The following is an 18,329-nucleotide window of genomic DNA, read 5'->3' as shown; positions in this document are numbered from 1 at the left end:
CAAAAAAGAAAGGAAGAAAGAGTGGAAAAGAATTTTCAGCAGGGGGTCAGGGATGCCCTTCCGACGGCCTTGGGTTATATCAGTATTGGCTTAGCCTGTGGTGTGGTGGCGTCTCCCTATCTCTCCCCTTTAGAAATGGGCTTGATGAGTCTCTTGGTTTACGCAGGGGCTTCTCAGTTTGCTATGATCTCTTTGATTGCGGTTCATTCGTCCCTCATGAATATTGCCTTAACCGTCTTTTTCATCAATTTGCGTAATATGCTCATGAGTCTGCATACCTCCCCTGATTTTAAGGAGGCTAGCCTGGTCCATAATATTGGAATTGGTAGTTTGTTGACAGATGAGAGTTACGGGGTTTATTTGAGTGAAAAATTGAAAAGTGACCGGATTACTGTTCCCTGGATGCATGGCAATAATGTGGTCGGTTATCTAGCCTGGGGCTCCTCAACTATTTTGGGGACAGCGCTGGGTTCCCTCTTACCCAATCCTAGTGCCTTCGGCCTGGACTTCGCCTTAGTTGCTATGTTTATTGGGATTTTTGCAGGTCAGTTTCAAGGCATGCGTTTGACGGAGAAGATGGCTACCATGCTCCTTGTTTTAGGTGCTGTGGCCCTTAGCTTTTTCCTCTTGACCTTCTTTTTGACCCAATCCTTGGCCGTTTTAGTGGCTACTTTAACAGGCTGTTTCGTGGGGGTGATGTGCGATGCGCGTGAATAGTTGGATTTTCTTGGTTATTTTGACGTCCGCAGTGGTCACCTGGATTCCACGCATTCTGCCCTTCGTTTTGGTCAAATACCGGGGTCTGCCAGATCCGGTTCTGCGTTTTCTAAAGTACCTTCCCATTGCCATCATTTTTGCCCTAATCCTTTCCAGTCTGGTAGAGGGGAAAGTAGGCCAGCTTCCTCAAGTTCGGTGGGTGGATCTGGTCGCAACCATTCCGACCATGATAGTAGCCTTTCGCTACAAAAACCTAATGGGTACGGTTCTATTCGGGATTGTCTTGGTTGCCCTCTTACGTTTGCTTGTCGCCTGAATCTCCTGAATTTTTAGATAGATTACTATTTGTTACGAATATTACAAAAATATTTCAAAAATACTTGACATTGAGTAATATTGTAATATAATAGTTTTTATCAAATGAAGTGAGGGATCATCATGATGAAAAAATGGACAAGTTTAGCACTTTTAGGATTAACTTCTGCAAGCCTACTCGTAGCCTGTGGTTCAAAAAAAGAAGAGAACAAATCTTCTGCCAAAGAAGCACAAACGACGGTGAAGTCTAGTCAGAAAAAAGCAAAGGCAGCTTCTGGTAAGAAAGAGACAAAAGCTACTGAAACGGATGCGCAAGAAGGGGCACAAGCTGCTTCTCAAGATGCAGGAAACTCAGGTCAAACCAATGCAGGATCTGGTGCAGCAAGCACTAACAAGGCCACAGATTCGTCTCAAATGGTGCCAGAAGAGCTGGTAGGGACTTGGACAGGAACAACTGAAATTGCCAAAGATGTTCAAATGACCGTGGCTGCAGACGGTACGGTCACTACAACAGCGAACTTTTATCAAGCTGATTTGAATCCTGTTCGTACTGCAACAACGAAAGCCAAGGCAGTTCAAGCATCTGGTAATGTCTATTACTGGGAAACAGACGAACCTGGCGCTTTTGATGCCCTTCTTCCAGGGATTGCTGGACTTGGGGGAGCCAATATGAAGGTAAAACCCGGCTTCATCTTAGAAGAGGGCCATTATACACCGATTGTATTTGTAACAGGGCTTAATGAAGACTTTGATTATAACAAATACAATGATTTCCGTGTTTCCCTTACAAAATAAAGAATAATCCACGAATCCCTAAGGAGTCGTGGATTTCAGATTGAAGATAAAGTAATTTTAGAAACTTTCCTTAGGTGAGTACGGACGTCAGCGAACTTCTACGAAGTTCCATGACTTAATTTTGAGCCTAAGGTCTCAAAATTCCCGAGTGCCTGAAACACAGTTGTTTCAGGCACTTTTCTCACGCCGTAAAGTTTTTCATCTTCTTAAATGACTAAAAAATGAAAGTCATTTTTTAAAAATTATCCAGCTGTTTTATAAAAAAAAATAGTTTGTCTGCATTCAAAAATCCACGAATCCCTAAGGAGTCGTGGATTTTGTTTTAGATAAATTGTGTAATAAAGACAATGAGGATGACGATTGGAATCACAAAGCGAAGCAAGAAAACCCAGAGTTTGAAGAAGAAGCGCTTGGTTTTCTTTTCTCCCACCTTGAGTTCTTCTTGGGCTAGGACTTGATCAAAGATATAGCCTGTAAATAGGGAGAGGCAGAGAGCTCCAAAAGGCATGAGGAGGTTGGAAACCAAAAAGTCCATACAATCAAAGAAGGATTTTCCAAAAAGGGTCCACTTGGAGAGTACTCCATAGGAAAGGGCAGATGGAATCCCAAAGACAAAGGTCAGAAGGCCGATGATTTGGCTCCATTTAGCCCGCTGTTTGTTGTTTTGGTTGGTGACGTTCCCGACATTAATCTCTAACATGACGACGGATGAGGTAATAGTTGCAAAGAGGAAGAGAAGAAGGAAAAGCAGGTAGAAGAGAGTTCCAAAAGGCATCTTATCAAAGACTTGTGGAAGGACTACAAAGAGGAGTCCAGGTCCACTAGTAGAAGGGATTTGAAAGGCTGACATAGCTGGGAAGATCGCCAAGCCCGCCATGATGGAAACGGCGATATTCATGAAGACGACGGAAATCCCGGATTGGACCAGGTCAGTGTCCTTGTCCAAATAGGAAGCATAGGTCAACATGGCTGTCACCCCTAGGGAGAGGGCGAAAAACGATTGGCCCAAAGCATAGAGCAGACCTTGGCTAGTCATCTTGGAGAAGTCTGGCTTGAGGAAATAGCTAACTCCCTCCCAAGCGCCAGGTAAGGTCAAGGAACGACCAATCATGACTAAGAAGATAATGAAGAGAAGTGGCATCATGAATTTTGAGGCCTTTTCAATCCCTTGTTCCACCCCCTTGGAAACAATCAAGACATTGAGGAGGATGAAGATGGCCTGGGCCCCAAGAGCCAACCAGGGATTTGAAATAATCTCTCCAAAGAGCTGGGTATAGTCACTAACTGAGAGAAGTTGGAATAACTCTCCCAAGGCAACACCTAGATAAATCAGGATCCAACCACCGATGACACTGTAGAAGGAGAGGAGGATAAACAGGGCAAAGGCACCGATCCAACCGATCCCATCATAGAGGCGAAGGCCACCGAGTTTTCCAAAGGTCTTAATGGCAGAGACACCAGCTGCACGTCCTAGAGTAAATTCAGCCAGTAAGAGGGGGAAGCCGATAAGTAGAGTTGCTATCAAAAAAACAAGAAGGAAACTTCCGCCCCCGTTAGCGGCGGTCATATAGGGAAACTTCCAAACAGCCCCAAGACCAATTGCAGAACCTGCAGAGGCTAGGATAAAGCCAATTTTGGAACCCCATTGAGATTTTTCCATATGGATTCTCCATTTCTAATTCAAATATAGGAAGAAAGCAAAGACCAGCAAAGGCTCTTTCATAGACAAAAGAAAAAGGCTATTTAGTACGAACTAAATAGCCATGAAACTCAAAGTGACATCTCTAAGAAGACGACTCTTATGTTTGTTGCTGGATTTGTTCTAAAAATAATCCTAACATCTTTTGAAAAAGCTGTCAATAGTGGAGACTTCCGGCCACCCAACCGGTACAGAGGGCAGAAGTAATGTTAAATCCTCCTGTATGGGCATTGATATCCAGGACCTCCCCAGCAAAATGAAGACCGGGGACCAACTTACTTTCTAAGGTCTTGGGATTGATTTCTTTGAGGCTGACGCCGCCTTTGGTTACAAAAGATTTGGCCAAGGACATCTTCCCTGTTACAGGGATTGGGAGTTCCTTTACTTTCGCTAGTACGGCATTGATTTCTTTAGGAGAGAGTTGTTTCACCTTTTCCGGAAGATCCTGAGCAAAGAATTCCGCCAGGCGTTCTGGCAGGTGGGCCTTCAGAACATTCTTTAAGGACTTCTCACGATTTTCCTCTAGGATTGCTGAGAGTTCTTCCTTAGAATAGTGAGGGAGACTGTCTAGTGTCAAGATTTCTCCTCCTTTGACAAAGCTTGACATGCGAAGGGCGGCCGGACCAGATAGGCCAAAGTGGGTAAAGAGGAGGTCGTGGGTAATGTGGTGTTTGCCATAGTGGAGGGTCACATCGTCTAAGGAAATCCCTTGAAGGGCCTTGTGGGGGAAATCTGTCAGGAGGGGGCTTTCAGCAGCTTCTAGTTCCGTGATAGTGTGCTTAAAGTGACGGGCGATATCGTGGCCAAAGCCGGTGGAACCCGTCGAAGGGTAGGACTTTCCACCAGTTGTCACAATCAAGCGGTCTGCCATCCAGGTCTCATCTTTGGATTTGATGACGAATTGTCCATCGATTTTCTTCACAGAGGTTACCTCTACTTGGCAGCGAACTTGACCGCCGAGCTCGGCAATCTTATCTGTCAGAGCTTGAATAATCGTTTGGGAACGATCTGAAGCTGGAAAGACACGACCATGGTCTTCGACCTTGAGCTTGACCCCGTTTTCTGTGAAGAAGCGGATGATATCATGGTTGTCAAATTGAGAAAAGACACTGTAGAGGAAACGTCCATTTCCTGGAATGCCTGCTAGGAGATCGTCCAGGCTTCCATTGTTGGTCACATTGCACCGACCTCCACCAGTCCCAGCTAGTTTTTTCCCTAGTTTGCGGTTTTTTTCCAAGAGGAGGGTTGCTTGCCCGTAGAAGGAACTGGAGATGGTGGCCATCATGCCAGCAGGCCCTCCTCCGATGACAATGGTATCGTAGTGGTTCATAAGGTCTCCTTTTTCTCGTCTCGTTTTATTTCCAGTTCATTGTAACATAAAAAATGGACCCTGTCCCCAGGCTCCACTTTTTATGAGTTAATTGTCTTCGTCTGGATTTTGACGGAGGTGGATGGAATAACGCTTAGGTGGGTAAATGCCGATTTCAGGACCCCAGCGTGGGAAGAGCTGATTGGTTTTCTTCCCAGCAGCGTACTTGGCTTCTGCTGCCATTTCCCAGAGCTCTTCGTAGAGATCACCGAGCAAGAAGTCGAGCTCTTGATAATAGAGGTCTGGCTTTCCGTAGTCACTAAGGCTTAGTTCCATCAAACCATAGACTTGTAGCTTATGGTCCATGAGTCTACGTCCGTCTACCTTGTTAGAGTGAACGATAATGCGTCCGAAGGGATCATTTCTTCGGATGCGTTCCAGCTCTTTGTAGGCGTTGATTCCAGAATTTCCTTGACAGGAGAAGAAGTAAATGTTTTTCAAGTCATAGTCGATATAGGAGATATTTCCATTATAGACCAGCTTGACTGGTAGATTACGAACCCGTTTTTTCTCTAGATAGTTGTTAATATGTTCGACTAACATCTTAGAGGGATAATTGTATTCAATGACATAGATCATAGATTCTTTCCTTTGCTATTGAGTAAATAACTGAGCTATCTTTCAGTTACGATTAGTATACAAGCTTTTGAAGTCAAATAGGGGGAAAAATCTATTTGGTTGATTTTTGAAGCTATTCGGTTCCTTTTGGAGGAGCAAAGGAGAAAAAATCGCTAAAGGAATACGAAGAAAATGGGGAAGTGGGGACCAAGAAGGGCATTATTTTTTGAAAATACAAAGAAAATATACCGAAACCTTTTATTTGTGCTATAATCAAGGGGAAGTGACGTCATGGAAAGAAGGGTATCATGAGTTTAGAACAGTTAGAGCGGAAATCGCTCCAAGAAATCAATCAATCCGTCAAGGTTCCCAAGGGAACTTCTTTTTGGAAGACCTTGTTATTGTTTTCAGGTCCGGGGAGCCTAGTAGCAGTGGGCTACATGGATCCTGGGAACTGGATCACCAGCGTTGTTGGAGGGGCTCACTATCGCTACTTGCTCTTGTCGGTGGTTCTCTTGTCTTCCTTGATTGCCATGCAATTGCAACAGATGGCTGGGAAACTAGGGATTGTCCATCGGAAAGATTTGGCCCAGACAACTGCGACACATTTGCCCAAGTGGCTCCGCTATATTCTTTGGATAGTGATTGAATTAGCCTTGATGGCGACAGATTTAGCAGAAGTCATTGGTTCCGGGATTGCACTCCATTTGCTGTTCGGATGGCCCTTGCTCTTTTCTATTTTGGTCACCATCCTGGATGTCTTCCTCCTCCTTGGACTCATGCACTTAGGTTTTCGTAAGATTGAGGCTATTGTCTCCACCTTGATTTTGACCATTCTGGGGATTTTTATCTACCTTGTGGTCCTATCAAAACCAGATATAGGTGGCATTTTTGCTGGCTTTCTTCCTCAGAAAGAAATTGTAGGTATCGGTCTTCCTAAGGGATCACAAGTCTTGACGCTGGCCTTGGGAATTATTGGTGCAACCGTCATGCCCCATAATCTCTATTTGCATTCCTCCATTTCACAGACACGCAAGGTCGATTATGAGGATCCTGCAGATGTTCGTCGGGCTGTGCGTTTCATGACCTGGGACTCCAATATTGAATTAACCCTGGCTTTTGTTGTCAACTCTCTCTTGCTGATTCTCGGAGCGGCCCTCTTTTTTGGACACGCAGAAGAAATTGGAGCCTTCTCTAGCATGTATGATGCCTTGCAAAACAATGCCATTGCAGGAGCTATTGCAAGTCCTTTTCTGTCCACCCTCTTTGCTGTTGCTTTGTTAGCAAGTGGTCAGAATTCAACAATTACAGGAACTCTAACAGGTCAAATTGTCATGGAAGGTTTTCTTAAATTCCGCCTTCCTCAATGGCTTGTCCGTCTCTTTACACGGATGCTGGCCCTCACTCCTGTCCTGATTGTCGCCTTTCTCTTTGGAGACCAGGAAAGTGTTCTAGATGATTTGCTGGTCTATTCTCAAGTCTTCTTGTCTCTGGCTCTACCATTTTCAATTTTTCCCTTGGTTTACTTTACCTCCAATAAAAAAATCATGGGAGAATTTGTCAATGCAAAATGGAATACCTACTTAGCTTACGGAGTCGCTACTCTTCTGACTCTGTTAAACGTCCAACTCATTGTGACGACGCTCTTTAAATAAAAAATCAGCTTTGTCGGAAGAGGAAAACATGCTATAATAGAAGGGAAGTTCCCATCTAGCTAGAAAATGGGCAGAAGTGGGCAGTAAAAACTAAACAAGAGGGCCTAACCCCTTGATACGAAAGGAATATCGAAAATCTTATGATGAATATGCAAAATATGATGAAGCAAGCACAAAAGCTTCAGAAACAAATGGAACAAAGTCAGGCAGAATTGGCGGCTTCTCAATTTGTTGGTAAGTCTGCTCAGGACTTGGTCGTCGCTACCTTGACAGGTGATAAGAAGGTGGTATCCATCGAATTTAACCCGGCAGTCGTGGACCCAGAAGATACAGAAACTCTTTCTGATATGACTGTTCAAGCTATCAATGCAGCCATCGAAGAAATTGATGCAGCAACCAAGAAAAAATTGGGAGCTTTTGCTGGTAAATTACCATTCTAAGCATACAGAGAAAACCTCTATCAGATGATAGAGGTTTTTTTAGTCGTTAAAAAAATTGGAGAGGTCCAATCCACCAAAAGGAGAGGTAGAAAAGGATTCTTGTTCGGTTAGGAGTTGCCGGGCCCGGTCTGATTCGAGAAAGGCTTCATAGACAAGGGCAGTCATCCGGGCATCTTCTAAACTATCATGCGATTTTCCAGCTACCCCTAAAAACTGAGCAACTGTATGGAGCTGCAAGTTTTTGATCCCATGGAGGTCAGAAGGGCGGCGTTTAGAAGCTTCTTCAAAGACATCAACAGCATATTGGTCTGTGAACTCTAGCCCATTTTCCGCTAGGATAGGGAGGTCACTCTTGATGGCATTGTATCCAATGAGGGGACTATCTGCAACAAAATCTTGGAACTCCGCTAGGACTTGCTCGAGTGGGGGAGCTTGGAGGATTTTATCAGATGTTATCCCGGTGAGGCCATTGATAAAGCTCTTCAGTGGTTTATCCGTATAGGCATAGGAATCATAGTGGGCAACTTCTTGGCCATCTGCAAAGCGGACAGCAGAAACTTGGATAATGTGGTACTTTCCTTCAAATTGATTAAATTCTAAATCAAAGGAGACATAGTGGCTTAATTCTTTCAAGGGAACTCCTTCATCTAATGGGTGTTTTTGGATTTTCTAATTATTGAGGGGAGGCAAAGGCATAGAAAAAACTGACCGAAGTCAGTTTTTAGCGACCAAAGACGCGTCTCCAGAAGCCTTTACTCTCTTGTTCTTGAACCTTTTCATTGGCTTGATCTAATTCCAATTTCAATGTTTCGCGGTCATTCATAGCCTGAAGGGTTAGCTGTTGTTGTTGGTCGAGCTGTTTATCTTTTTCAGCGATCTGAACATCTTTGACACGCAACTGCTCATCCTTTTTAGCTAATTGCTCATCTTTGGATTTTAGCTGGTCGTCTTTTGCTTTTAGTTGTTCGTAGAGACGGACGATTTCGGCATTTTTTTCATCTACCAAAATTTCCATCAATTCACGCTGTTTCACATCATCGCTGACGGGCTCGTCTTCAAAGATGGTCTTTTTGTAGATTTCTTCTAGCTTAATCAAGCCACTACGGGTTACGACGGTAACTCCCTTATCATTTTTTTCTGTATCTTCAGGATCTAGGGCCTTGACACGGTTATTGACCGCTTGGCGACTAACTCCTAGAATTTCAGCAATTTCACTGACTGTTTTTTCGATAGCCATAATATCCTCTAAACTCTTTTTCTATGAAATACTCTCTTAGATATTATCATAAGTAGGCAAGGCTGTCAAATCAAGCAAGGGAAGGGACGACAAGGAAAAAGCATGAAATTCCTTAATCCATCTCAGGAAGGGTTAAGCTGGAGTTGGCTAGATCAATGGTGAGTTGGTAGTCCGTTTGGTCGCGGACAGTGATCTCGAAGTCGGTTGTATAAAGGACGAGACGAAGAGTGGTCCCTTTCTCCAGTTTGTAGATGGTTGGTTGGAGTTCAAAGTCGAATTCCATCCATTCCCCAGGGTTTACAGATTCGACTTGTAAGAGATCAAGACGGTTTTGAAGGTTGAGATAACCCTTTGTAATCACCCGTTGGCTAGCTTCCTTGAAGGGCAACTCGGTCAAATTGTCTAGCATATGGTAGCGACCGTTATCAAGGGTGCGGACGGATAAGACAGCTGGATAGGGTTGGAGGTATTTCTTGCTTCCTAGCTCCATGAGTTGGGCTGAGAGCAAGCCTTTGTTTGTGCTAGATTGGAGCCGCAGGTGAAGGTGAGCTTTTCCGTTGAGGTGTAGGTCTTCTTCGATCGGAAGATCGATGGTCACTTGTTGGGCCTTATCCTGGTAGAGGTCGGTTAAGAAAGTTGGATAGGTCCTACCATAGCGCTCATAATCTTCTGTCGCATAGCGGTTTTGGATGACTTTCTCACCATCTCCCAGTGGGAAGGTCCGCTGGGCTGTTTGATTGCCAAAGTCTTCCAAGGAAGTCCAACTTTGCTCTCCTGTATTGTCCTGCCAGATGACGGTTGGCAATTCATAGCTTGAATCATAGCCCAGTAATTTTTTAGAGAGGAGGGCATTCATACTCTCACGGAAGTCAATGGACTGCCAGTTGTTGAGATAGACATGGGCCCCATTGTGATAGAAGAGGTGTTTCTTGATGTTGGCTGGAAGGGCTTGGAACATTTGGTATACATGGAGGGGCTTCACGTTCCAGTCTTGGGAACCATGGGTGAAGACGACCTCTGCCTTGACTTTGTCTGCCTGAAGGAGATAGTTGCGGTCATGCCAGAATTGGTTGTAGTCCCCTGTTTTGCGATCTATTTGCTCTTTAAGCCGTTCCAAATCCGCTAGATGGGCTGCATGGTGGCGGAGATAGTCTCCAGCCCGAAGGGCGCGTGAATAGGTCAACTCAGCGAGTGAATCAAAATCCTCTCCAGGATAGCCGCCAGGACTCGTCACGAGTCCGTTTTCCCGATAGTAGTTGTACCAAGAAGAGATACCGGCTTCTGCGATGATAACTTCTAGGCCATCGACACCGGTGGTAGCCAGTCCATTGGACATGGTCCCTAGGTAGGACAAGCCCGTCGTAGCAACTTTGCCGTTAGACCAATCGGCCTTGACTTGGCGTTGGCGACTGTGGTCTGTAAAGGCCCGGCAACGGCCGTTGAGCCAGTCGATAACATTTTTATAGGCCTCGATTTGACGGTAATCTCCATTGGTCATCAAGCCTTGAGAGTCCTTGGTCCCTAGACCGGAGACGTAGAGATTGGCGAAGCCACGGGCGAGAAGGTAGTCATTGAGAGTATAACTGCTGTTGATATGAGTGAGGGTTTCTTCAGCCTCAGAGACCAGTCGGGCTTCTCCAACTGGGTCAACGGTTTCGAGCGTGGGTTGACTGACTTGGATGCTTCTTGCTTCTTTTTTCTCCAGGTCCACATTCATATTATAGAGAGCCTTGTCACTGGCCTTGTCATTGGTTCCTTGGTGATAAGGGCTGGCAGTCATGACGGCTGGAATTTTTCCTTCATAGCGAGGGCGAATAATATTGACCTTGATCAAATCTGGAAGGCCATCTTGGTCGCTATCAATCCGACTTTCCACATAGACCACCTCACGAATCACATCATGGCAGTTAAAGGTAGCTAGACTTTTTCCGTTGAAAAAGTGGTAGCGATTGTCTTCAGGGATCAAGCCATCACTGACCAACTGTTCAATGAGTAAATTCCCTTTGACTGTTCGAGTATTGAGGAGGTGATAGAGGTTCTCAACCAAGTTTCCATACTCAATCGGAATTTGGACTTCTTTTAAGAAGCTGTCCGTATTTTCAAAGTCAATAAAATAGCGGAAACCGAGCAATTGGAGGGCCACTGTGTAGAAAATATTTGGAGACCATTCGCGGTCAGATTGGAAATAGCTCAGGAGATCTGTTTCAGCATCCGCCACTAGGTTAGAGAGAGGATAATCTGTATTTTTGTAGGTGAAATAAACCTTGCGAACAAACCATTCAAACAGTTCTTTCTCTGTAAGATGAAGGGGAAGGTCAAACCCGATTTCTTTCAGTTCCTTTAGAATGTCTGCTTGGTCGACTGGTAGATAGCTATATTGATTGAATTTCATAGGATGCTCCTTTTATCAGCTTCACTGTTTCTTTACTTCTTATATTATACGTGATAAAATAGTATTTGTCTAAAGACCTTTGATCTCTGAAGGAGGGTGTCATGGTGAGAAAATTATCTGTTGAAGAAGTTGCAAGAAGACGGACTTTATTGTTTGGGGTTCTTGCCGTCATTTTTGGGATCCTCATTTTTCGAAACGGTGTTGGTTTCACAAAATTTTCCTTGGATCTATTAGCCATTTACTTTTTAGTTGATGGACTAGGAAGCTTTCTTCTTCGCTTTTTGTTACGTAGCAAGTCTATTTCCTATAGCCACTCTATTTGGTTTATTTTTCTTTCACTTGCGTTGATCTGGTTGAATCGACTGAGTAGTCTGCCCGTAAACTTAGTTGTGATTTGTTTAGGGGCATATCAGTTGGGGAGTGCCATTGTCTATGGGATCACATTTTGGCTTTATAAGGCCAATCGGGTAAAAGGAGGCTGGCTCTATTTATGGGATGCGCTTTTAAACGGTGGGATTGGTCTAGCAACTGTCTTGGAACCTGGTTCAGATGGGCACTTCCAATTTATCCTCTTGGGGGCTTATCTGGTCTTGTTGGGGATTTCTAATATTCGAGATGGTATTTTATTTGACAAAGACCAACAAGGCCAAGAGTTAAAACGTCGCTTTCGTATTAGCCTACCGGTTATCTTTGCAGCCTTTATCCCTGCTAAGGAGTTAAAACGGTTTAACCAGTTTCTTCAAAAAGGGAGCTCGGCGGGACACACAGGCCCTTATCGATTGGTGAAAAAAGAAGAAGAGGCAAGGGAATTAGAAATTTTGGTTCATACTTCTGACAGCAACTTATTTGGAGCGATTGGGCATGTAGATATTTGTTATCAGGGGAAGGTCATTTCTTACGGAAGTTACGATCCCTTTTCAGAGCGTCTATTTGGGACGATTGGGGATGGCGTACTGTTTAAAGTGGATAAGGAACCATACATCGAACTATGTAAAAAAGAGAGTCAAAAGACGCTGTTTGGCTACAGCCTATCCCTTACCGAAGAAGAGAATCAGGCAGTAGAGAAGCGTCTAGCTGAAATTGATCAGTTGTTAGAACCTTGGGATCCACCTAGTAGGTTACTGGAAGACGGTCAGCCGACCTACGCTTACAAATTGAAATATGATTTAGGGGCTGAGCTATATAAATTTACTTCTTCGCGTTTTAAATCTTACTTTGTTCTGTCTACGAATTGCTGCCTGTTAGCAGATTCCATTGTGGGACAGGCGGGAACGGCTGTATTAGATGTGCGTGGAGTGATTGCACCAGGGACCTATCAGGATTACTTAGAATACGAATTTGAAGCTCCAAACGGGCGGGTCCATACACGAACAGTATATTAAGTAAAGAAAGACAGATTCAAAATTTTGAGAAATCTGTCTTTTTTGCACAAGATTTCTTGTAAAAAAAAAGAAAATCTTTTAAAATATAAAAGACTTGGAGGAATTATGTGCATAAATAAGATTAGTAGTATTTCACCCGTATTAAAAACAAACAATCGAAATGTCAATCAAGAATTTTTTGAAAAGGTCTTAGGAATGAAAACCCTGTTGGAAGATGGGGCTTTATTATCCCTTGGAGATCAATCGAAGACAGACCGCCTCTATTTAGAGGAATCCCCTAGTATGAGAACCCGTAAGGTTGAGGGACCAAAACGCTTGGCTTGCTTAAAGATTCGCGTGACCAACCCGCAAGAAATTGAGTGGCTTCTGGCTCGTGGTCATCAAGTTGATCGCCTCTTCAGAGGGGAAAATGGCTATGCCTTTGAAGCTCTTTCGCCAGAAGGAGATCGTATCTTGCTCCATGCGGAAGAGCAAGTGGACAGTTTAACTGAAATTGAGGAAGTTCCAGATTTTCAAGCGAATGAAGAGTTTACAACCTTGACGGAGTTTTTCGTAGAAAAGATAGTTCTTCGTGTACCTAATGTAGAGACTTCTACAGCTTTCTATCAACAACTACCTGGCTTAGAAGAGTATTTAGACTTAGAAGCATCAGATGGTCCGGACCTCACACTAGCTAATGGACAGACTTGGGACCTTTGTCAGGTCAAGGTCATTCTAGAGCCATTTGTAGCAAGTGAAGTGGCCTCTTGCTTTGGAGATCAGGTGACTTTTGTACCAAAAAGGCAACAATTTGTCTTGGTTGAGGATCCAAGCAAGATTGAATGGTGGTTCGAAGCCTAAGCAAGTCTTTGGCTGATTGAAATGAGTGAAGAAAAATGGAAAAAATCATCCAAAAAATTCAAGAGCAAATAGGAGCAGGCATCTACCCAGGTGCCTCTCTTGCGCTCTATCAGAAAGGAAGCTGGCAGGAGTATTACTTGGGACTAGCTGATCCAGACAAGCAAGAGCCAGTTATTCCTGGCTTGACCTATGATTTAGCCAGTGTGAGTAAGGTCGTCGGAGTTGGAACGGTTCTTGCTTTTCTGGTCCGACAAGGGCAAATTGATATCGATCGTCCCTTAGCTTCTCACTATCCGGATATGGAGCAGGCAGAGGTGACCATCCGTCAGCTTTTAACCCATACTTCTGGGCTGGATCCTTTCATCCCTAGACGAGATGACTTGGATGCTGAGGGCTTAAAAGAAGCCCTGCACCGTTTGAAGCTCAAGGACAATCGCCAGTTCCACTATACAGATGTCAATTTTCTTTTGTTGGGCTTTCTTCTGGAGAAGTGGTATGGTCAGGATTTGGCCCAGATTTTTCAGGAGCAAGTCTTTGCACCTTGGCAAATGAAGGAGACTACTTTTGGCCCGGTTTCTCAAGCGGTGCCAACCCTTCGTGGCGTTCCAGCTGGTGTCGTCCATGATCCGAAAGCGCGTGTACTGGGAGTCCATGCCGGAAGTGCAGGTCTGTTTTCGACCATTAGAGATATGGAAATTTTCCTGGAGCATTACTTACAGGATCCTTTTGCAGAGATTTTATCGCAGAACTATGCTTTAGAAAAAGGGAAGATGCGCTCTCTGGCCTGGAATCTGGAAGGAGACTGGTTGGACCATACAGGTTATACAGGAACCTTCCTTCTCTATAATCGCAAGCTCCAATTGGCAGCTATTTTCCTATCCAATCGGACCTATGAAAAAGATGAGCGGGCCCAATGGATCCTGGATCGGAATCAACTCATGGAGCTCATCAAAAGAGAAATGGAAGGAACCGGAAAAAATCCTTCCTAAGACGGAGAAAGAAGCGTGGTTTAGCCATCGCTTTTTTTCTTTTTTTATATTAAAATGGAAGGAGAGAGGATTGTATTAAGCAATCTATAGCAGAAAGAACGAAGATAACTGAGAGACATATGACTAGATCGATAGGTGTCGGACAAGCACATAGCAAGATTATTTTAATAGGAGAGCATGCGGTTGTTTATGGCTATCCAGCCATTGCCTTGCCCCTCCTTAACATTCAGGTCACTTGTCAGATTGTACCTGCGGAGCGTCCGTGGGTCCTTTTTGAGAATGATAGCTTATCTATGGCCGTTTACGCTTCTTTAGAGCATTTGGGGATTGAGGAGGCGGCTATCGCTTGCCGGATTGACTCCATGATTCCGTCCCAGCGGGGGATGGGGTCCTCGGCTGCTGTCAGTATTGCGGCAATTCGAGCAGTCTTTGATTACTTTGGGCGAGATTTGAGTCAAGAGACTTTGGAAATCTTGGTTAATCGAGCGGAAATGATTGCCCATGTGAATCCAAGTGGGCTGGATGCCAAGACCTGTCTCAGCGATCAGCCGATTAAATTCATTCGAAATGTCGGCTTCAGTGAATTAGAGGTTAATTTGGGTGCCAAGCTGGTCATTGCAGATACAGGTATCCATGGCCATACCAAAGAAGCCATTCAGAAGGTCAAGGAGTTGGGAACAGCAGCCCTCGCTAGTTTCCATGAAATTGGACTTCTAACTGAGTACGCAGAAAAAGCTCTTGCTCAAAAAGATGCTTTCACCTTGGGACGCATCTTAACAGACTGCCATCATCATTTGCAAGCAGTGGGAGTGAGTTGTCCAGAAGCGGATCAATTGGTGGAACTAGCCTTAGGGAGTGGAGCCTTGGGAGCCAAGATGAGTGGTGGTGGGCTCGGTGGCTGTATCATTGCCCTTGCTGCAGACCAGGAACAAGCAGAGATGATCGCAAAAGAACTAAGAAATAAAGGAGTGGAGGAGTTATGGATCGAAAACCTGTAAGCGTGAAATCGTATGCCAATATCGCCATTATTAAGTATTGGGGCAAGGAAAACAGTGAAGCAATGGTGCCATCAACTAGTTCCATTTCCTTGACCTTGGAAAATATGTATACGGAGACTCGACTTAGTCCTTTGGGGCCTGAAGCCAAGTCCCATGCCTTCTTTATTGATGGGGTCTTCCAGAATGAAGCGGAGCAGGCCAAGATTGGAGCAGTCATCGACCGTTTTAAACCAGAAGGGGAGACAGGCTTTGTGCGGGTTGATACCAGCAACAATATGCCGACAGCTGCAGGACTTTCTTCTAGTTCCAGTGGCTTATCTGCCTTGGTAAAAGCCTGCAATCGCTATTACCAACTGGGAATGACGCAGGCAGAACAAGCTCAAGCGGCTAAGTTTGCCTCCGGTTCGTCTTCTCGTTCCTTCTTTGGCCCCTTAGCTGCTTGGGACAAGGATACTGGGGAAATTTACCAGGTGGAAACGGACCTCAAACTGGCTATGATCATGCTAGTGTTAAACGACCAACAAAAAATTCTTTCTAGTCGGGAAGGGATGAAGCGGTGCACTGAAACCTCTAGCAATTTCCAAGAATGGATTCGCCAGTCAGCCCAGGATTACCAAGATATGCTGACTTACCTAAAGGACAATGACTTTGAAAAAGTAGGGGAATTGACCGAACGAAATGCTCTTCTCATGCATTCTACAACCAAGACTGCTAGCCCAGCCTTCTCCTATTTGACGGAAAAAAGCTACGAGGCCATGGATTTCGTGCGCTCTCTTCGAGAGGAAGGGAAACGGTGCTACTTCACCATGGATGCAGGTCCGAATGTAAAAGTCCTCTGTCTAGAAGAGGATCTGGAAGAGTTGGTTCCACTTTTTGAACAAGACTACCGTATTATTGTTTCCAAGACCAAGGATCTATCCCATGAAGAATAAGAAACAAGTTCGAGCAGGTGGGAAGCTGTATATCGCTGGGGAATATTCTATCCTAACCCCAGGACAAACAGCCATTATTCAGTTTATTCCCATTTACATGCAGGCAGATATCCAACCGTCATCTACTTATAGGATTCAGTCAGACATGTTTTCCTTTGCAGTTGATTTGACTCCGCAGGCGGACTATGCCCTGATCCAAGAAACCGTGCATCTGATGAACGCCTACCTCCAGTTACAAGGAGTGGCACTTGCTCCCTTTGATTTAAGTATTGAGGGGAAATTTGAGCGAGAGGGCAAGAAATTCGGGATTGGCTCTAGTGGCAGTGTGGTCTTGTTGACCCTCAAAGCCATGGCAGCTCTTTATGATTTTCCCCTGTCAGCAGACTTGCTCTTTCGTTTGGCCTGTTTGGTTTTGATTCGACGTGGAGACAATGGCTCTATGGGAGACCTAGCTTGTATTGCCTATGAAGGCTTGGTTAGCTACCGCTCTTTTGATAGACGGGAACTGGCTGAGCAATTACAAGATCAGGGTCTGGACCAGATCTTAGCCCTGGATTGGAGATATGAAATCCAGCCTCTGGCCCCTCAGTTGTCCTATACTTTTTTAGTAGGCTGGACCCAGGAACCCGCTATTTCAAGAGACTTGATTAACCAGGTTCGTTCAGCTATTGATTCGGTCTTCTTAGAGAGGACGGAGCAGGCTGTACAAGACCTCTTAGTGGCCTTTCAAGAGGCAGACCGAGACTTGGCCTGGTCTTCTATCAGTCGGGCGAGTGACTTACTTGGATCTCTCAATGAGGTGATTTATACCAAAAAATTGGCCCAATTAAAGAGGGCAGAAGAGGGACTGGAGGCCATTGCAAAATCTAGTGGCGCTGGAGGAGGAGATTGTGGGATCGCCCTCGCATTTGAGGAGGCTGCTGCCCAAGAAATCGTCAGACGCTGGCAAGAAGCAGGGATTGATTTATTATATGCAGAAAGGATGGGAGAGTATGACGACCAACCGAAAGGATGAACATATTCGTTTGGCCTTGGAGCAAACTCCAGGTTACAATAGCTTTGATGAGGTTGAGTTGATTCATTCCTCTTTACCAACTATCGATTTAGATGAGGTGGATTTGAAGACCCATTTTGCGGGTCGTGATTGGGACTACCCTTTTTATATCAATGCCATGACAGGTGGTAGTGCCAAGGCAGGAGAAATCAATCGAAAATTAGCCCAGGTGGCAGAAGCCTGTGGCATTCTCTTTGTGACGGGTTCCTATAGTGCAGCTTTAAAAGATCCCCAGGACAGCTCCTATCGAGTTAAGGACCTTTATCCGGACCTTCTCTTTGCGACCAATATCGGGATTGACAAACCGCTTGAACTGGGCTTACAGACGATTGAGGAGACCCAGCCTCTCTTTCTCCAACTCCATGTCAACCTCATGCAGGAGCTTCTCATGCCCGAAGGGGAACGAAGCTTTAGAAACTGGCAAGACCATTTAGCAGACTATGCAAAGCAATTACCAGTGCCGTTGGTGCTAAAAGAGGTCGGTTTTGGTATGGATGCCGGAACTATCCAAAGAGCCATCGAACTAGGTGTCAGGACCGTTGATATTTCTGGTAGAGGTGGAACCAGTTTTGCCTATATCGAAAACCGTCGGGGAGGCAATCGTTCCTATCTCAATGACTGGGGACAAACAACAGTCCAAGCCCTGCTTGGGGCTCAACCACTGATGGATCAGGTCGAGGTTCTCGCCTCTGGTGGCGTTCGTCATCCTTTGGATATGATCAAGGCACTGGTTCTAGGAGCCAAGGGGGTCGGTCTTTCTCGGACCATTTTAGAATTGGTAGAGACAAAGCCGATTGAAGAGGTCATCGCCCAAGTCAATGCTTGGAAAGAGGATTTACGCCTGATTATGTGTGCTCTTTCTTGTCAGACACTTGCCGATTTGAGAAAGGTTCCCTATCTTCTTTATGGTCGTGTAAAAGAAGGATATGAACAAATCCTCTCCATCCATGATTAACT

18 protein-coding genes are annotated in these 18,329 nt (G+C 44.8%); 12 read left to right on the top strand and 6 right to left on the bottom strand.

Going from position 1 to position 18,329, the window contains the following annotated elements; translation table 11 throughout:
• Nucleotides 1-21: 21 nt before the first annotated feature.
• The 3 genes from I2D56_RS00805 (at nucleotide 22) to I2D56_RS00795 (ending at nucleotide 1,827) form a co-directional block, all read left to right on the top strand.
• The gene (locus tag I2D56_RS00805; RefSeq protein ID WP_006595541.1) at nucleotides 22-717 is read left to right on the top strand and encodes an AzlC family ABC transporter permease; all 696 of its coding nucleotides are present in this window, start codon (nucleotides 22-24) and stop codon (nucleotides 715-717) included.
• On the top strand, nucleotides 704-1,033 hold the full coding sequence (locus I2D56_RS00800; RefSeq protein WP_006595542.1) for an AzlD domain-containing protein: 330 nt from the start codon (nucleotides 704-706) through the stop codon (nucleotides 1,031-1,033). Before I2D56_RS00805 ends, I2D56_RS00800 begins: the two co-directional genes overlap by 14 nt.
• A 125-nt stretch (nucleotides 1,034-1,158) precedes the next feature.
• Nucleotides 1,159-1,827, top strand: a complete 669-nt coding sequence (locus tag I2D56_RS00795; protein ID WP_048715770.1) for a hypothetical protein — start codon at nucleotides 1,159-1,161, stop codon at nucleotides 1,825-1,827.
• Nucleotides 1,828-2,149: 322 nt separating this feature from the next.
• Here the strand turns inward: I2D56_RS00795 and I2D56_RS00790 are convergent, their stop codons facing one another.
• The 3 genes from I2D56_RS00790 to I2D56_RS00780 all read right to left on the bottom strand — a co-directional run bounded on the left by I2D56_RS00790 (nucleotide 2,150) and on the right by I2D56_RS00780 (nucleotide 5,474).
• Nucleotides 2,150-3,487, bottom strand: coding sequence for a sodium-dependent transporter (locus tag I2D56_RS00790; RefSeq protein ID WP_195347760.1), 1,338 nt, complete (start codon nucleotides 3,485-3,487; stop codon nucleotides 2,150-2,152).
• 196 nt (nucleotides 3,488-3,683) lie between these two features.
• Nucleotides 3,684-4,856 carry an NAD(P)/FAD-dependent oxidoreductase gene (locus I2D56_RS00785; protein WP_195347759.1) on the bottom strand — a complete coding sequence of 391 codons (1,173 nt, stop codon included), beginning with the start codon at nucleotides 4,854-4,856 and terminating at the stop codon, nucleotides 3,684-3,686.
• Between the two features lie 87 nt (nucleotides 4,857-4,943).
• Nucleotides 4,944-5,474 (bottom strand): hypothetical protein, encoded by a 531-nt coding sequence (locus tag I2D56_RS00780; protein ID WP_006595548.1) that lies wholly within the window; start codon nucleotides 5,472-5,474, stop codon nucleotides 4,944-4,946.
• Between the two features lie 287 nt (nucleotides 5,475-5,761).
• Here I2D56_RS00780 and I2D56_RS00775 point away from each other — a divergent pair, with 287 nt between their 5' ends.
• Both I2D56_RS00775 and I2D56_RS00770 read left to right on the top strand, forming a co-directional pair.
• Nucleotides 5,762-7,108, top strand: a complete 1,347-nt coding sequence (locus I2D56_RS00775; protein ID WP_195347758.1) for an Nramp family divalent metal transporter — start codon at nucleotides 5,762-5,764, stop codon at nucleotides 7,106-7,108.
• A 140-nt stretch (nucleotides 7,109-7,248) separates the two neighbouring features.
• Nucleotides 7,249-7,548, top strand: a complete 300-nt coding sequence (locus tag I2D56_RS00770) for a YbaB/EbfC family nucleoid-associated protein (RefSeq protein WP_048690824.1) — start codon at nucleotides 7,249-7,251, stop codon at nucleotides 7,546-7,548.
• A 39-nt stretch (nucleotides 7,549-7,587) separates the two neighbouring features.
• Here I2D56_RS00770 and I2D56_RS00765 read toward each other — a convergent pair whose 3' ends face one another.
• From I2D56_RS00765 to I2D56_RS00755, 3 genes are all read right to left on the bottom strand, one after another.
• Nucleotides 7,588-8,181, bottom strand: a complete 594-nt coding sequence (locus tag I2D56_RS00765) for a 3'-5' exonuclease (protein WP_129822500.1) — start codon at nucleotides 8,179-8,181, stop codon at nucleotides 7,588-7,590.
• An 88-nt stretch (nucleotides 8,182-8,269) separates the two neighbouring features.
• Complete coding sequence (locus tag I2D56_RS00760) at nucleotides 8,270-8,785, bottom strand: DUF536 domain-containing protein (RefSeq protein WP_048690819.1); 516 nt, start codon at nucleotides 8,783-8,785, stop codon at nucleotides 8,270-8,272.
• Nucleotides 8,786-8,897: 112 nt separating this feature from the next.
• Nucleotides 8,898-11,177 (bottom strand): Xaa-Pro dipeptidyl-peptidase, encoded by a 2,280-nt coding sequence (locus tag I2D56_RS00755; RefSeq protein ID WP_195347757.1) that lies wholly within the window; start codon nucleotides 11,175-11,177, stop codon nucleotides 8,898-8,900.
• A gap of 101 nt (nucleotides 11,178-11,278) precedes the next feature.
• On the opposite strand from I2D56_RS00755, the gene I2D56_RS00750 reads away from it, so the two are divergent.
• The 7 genes from I2D56_RS00750 (at nucleotide 11,279) to fni (ending at nucleotide 18,327) form a co-directional block, all read left to right on the top strand.
• Complete coding sequence (locus I2D56_RS00750; RefSeq protein ID WP_023024458.1) at nucleotides 11,279-12,559, top strand: DUF308 domain-containing protein; 1,281 nt, start codon at nucleotides 11,279-11,281, stop codon at nucleotides 12,557-12,559.
• A gap of 105 nt (nucleotides 12,560-12,664) precedes the next feature.
• A complete protein-coding gene (locus I2D56_RS00745; protein ID WP_023024457.1) occupies nucleotides 12,665-13,399 on the top strand; it encodes a CppA N-terminal domain-containing protein in 735 nt (244 codons plus the stop codon).
• A gap of 35 nt (nucleotides 13,400-13,434) precedes the next feature.
• Nucleotides 13,435-14,388 (top strand): serine hydrolase domain-containing protein, encoded by a 954-nt coding sequence (locus tag I2D56_RS00740; protein ID WP_023027285.1) that lies wholly within the window; start codon nucleotides 13,435-13,437, stop codon nucleotides 14,386-14,388.
• Between the two features lie 119 nt (nucleotides 14,389-14,507).
• A complete protein-coding gene (gene mvk / locus I2D56_RS00735; RefSeq protein ID WP_125334968.1) occupies nucleotides 14,508-15,386 on the top strand; it encodes a mevalonate kinase in 879 nt (292 codons plus the stop codon).
• Nucleotides 15,368-16,318, top strand: coding sequence for a diphosphomevalonate decarboxylase (gene mvaD, locus I2D56_RS00730; RefSeq protein ID WP_195347756.1), 951 nt, complete (start codon nucleotides 15,368-15,370; stop codon nucleotides 16,316-16,318). Before mvk ends, mvaD begins: the two co-directional genes overlap by 19 nt.
• Nucleotides 16,308-17,333, top strand: coding sequence for a phosphomevalonate kinase (locus I2D56_RS00725; RefSeq protein ID WP_048715762.1), 1,026 nt, complete (start codon nucleotides 16,308-16,310; stop codon nucleotides 17,331-17,333). The genes mvaD and I2D56_RS00725 overlap by 11 nt, the downstream gene beginning before the upstream one ends.
• Nucleotides 17,311-18,327 (top strand): type 2 isopentenyl-diphosphate Delta-isomerase, encoded by a 1,017-nt coding sequence (gene fni, locus I2D56_RS00720; RefSeq protein WP_154854474.1) that lies wholly within the window; start codon nucleotides 17,311-17,313, stop codon nucleotides 18,325-18,327. The genes I2D56_RS00725 and fni overlap by 23 nt, the downstream gene beginning before the upstream one ends.
• The last annotated feature ends 2 nt before the right edge of the window (nucleotides 18,328-18,329 follow it).

The sequence above is a fragment of the Streptococcus australis genome, from assembly GCF_015553625.1.
GTDB lineage: Bacteria > Bacillota > Bacilli > Lactobacillales > Streptococcaceae > Streptococcus > Streptococcus australis_B.
Note: the sequence above shows the minus strand (reverse complement) of the source record. Positions and strands in the feature narration are given on the sequence as shown.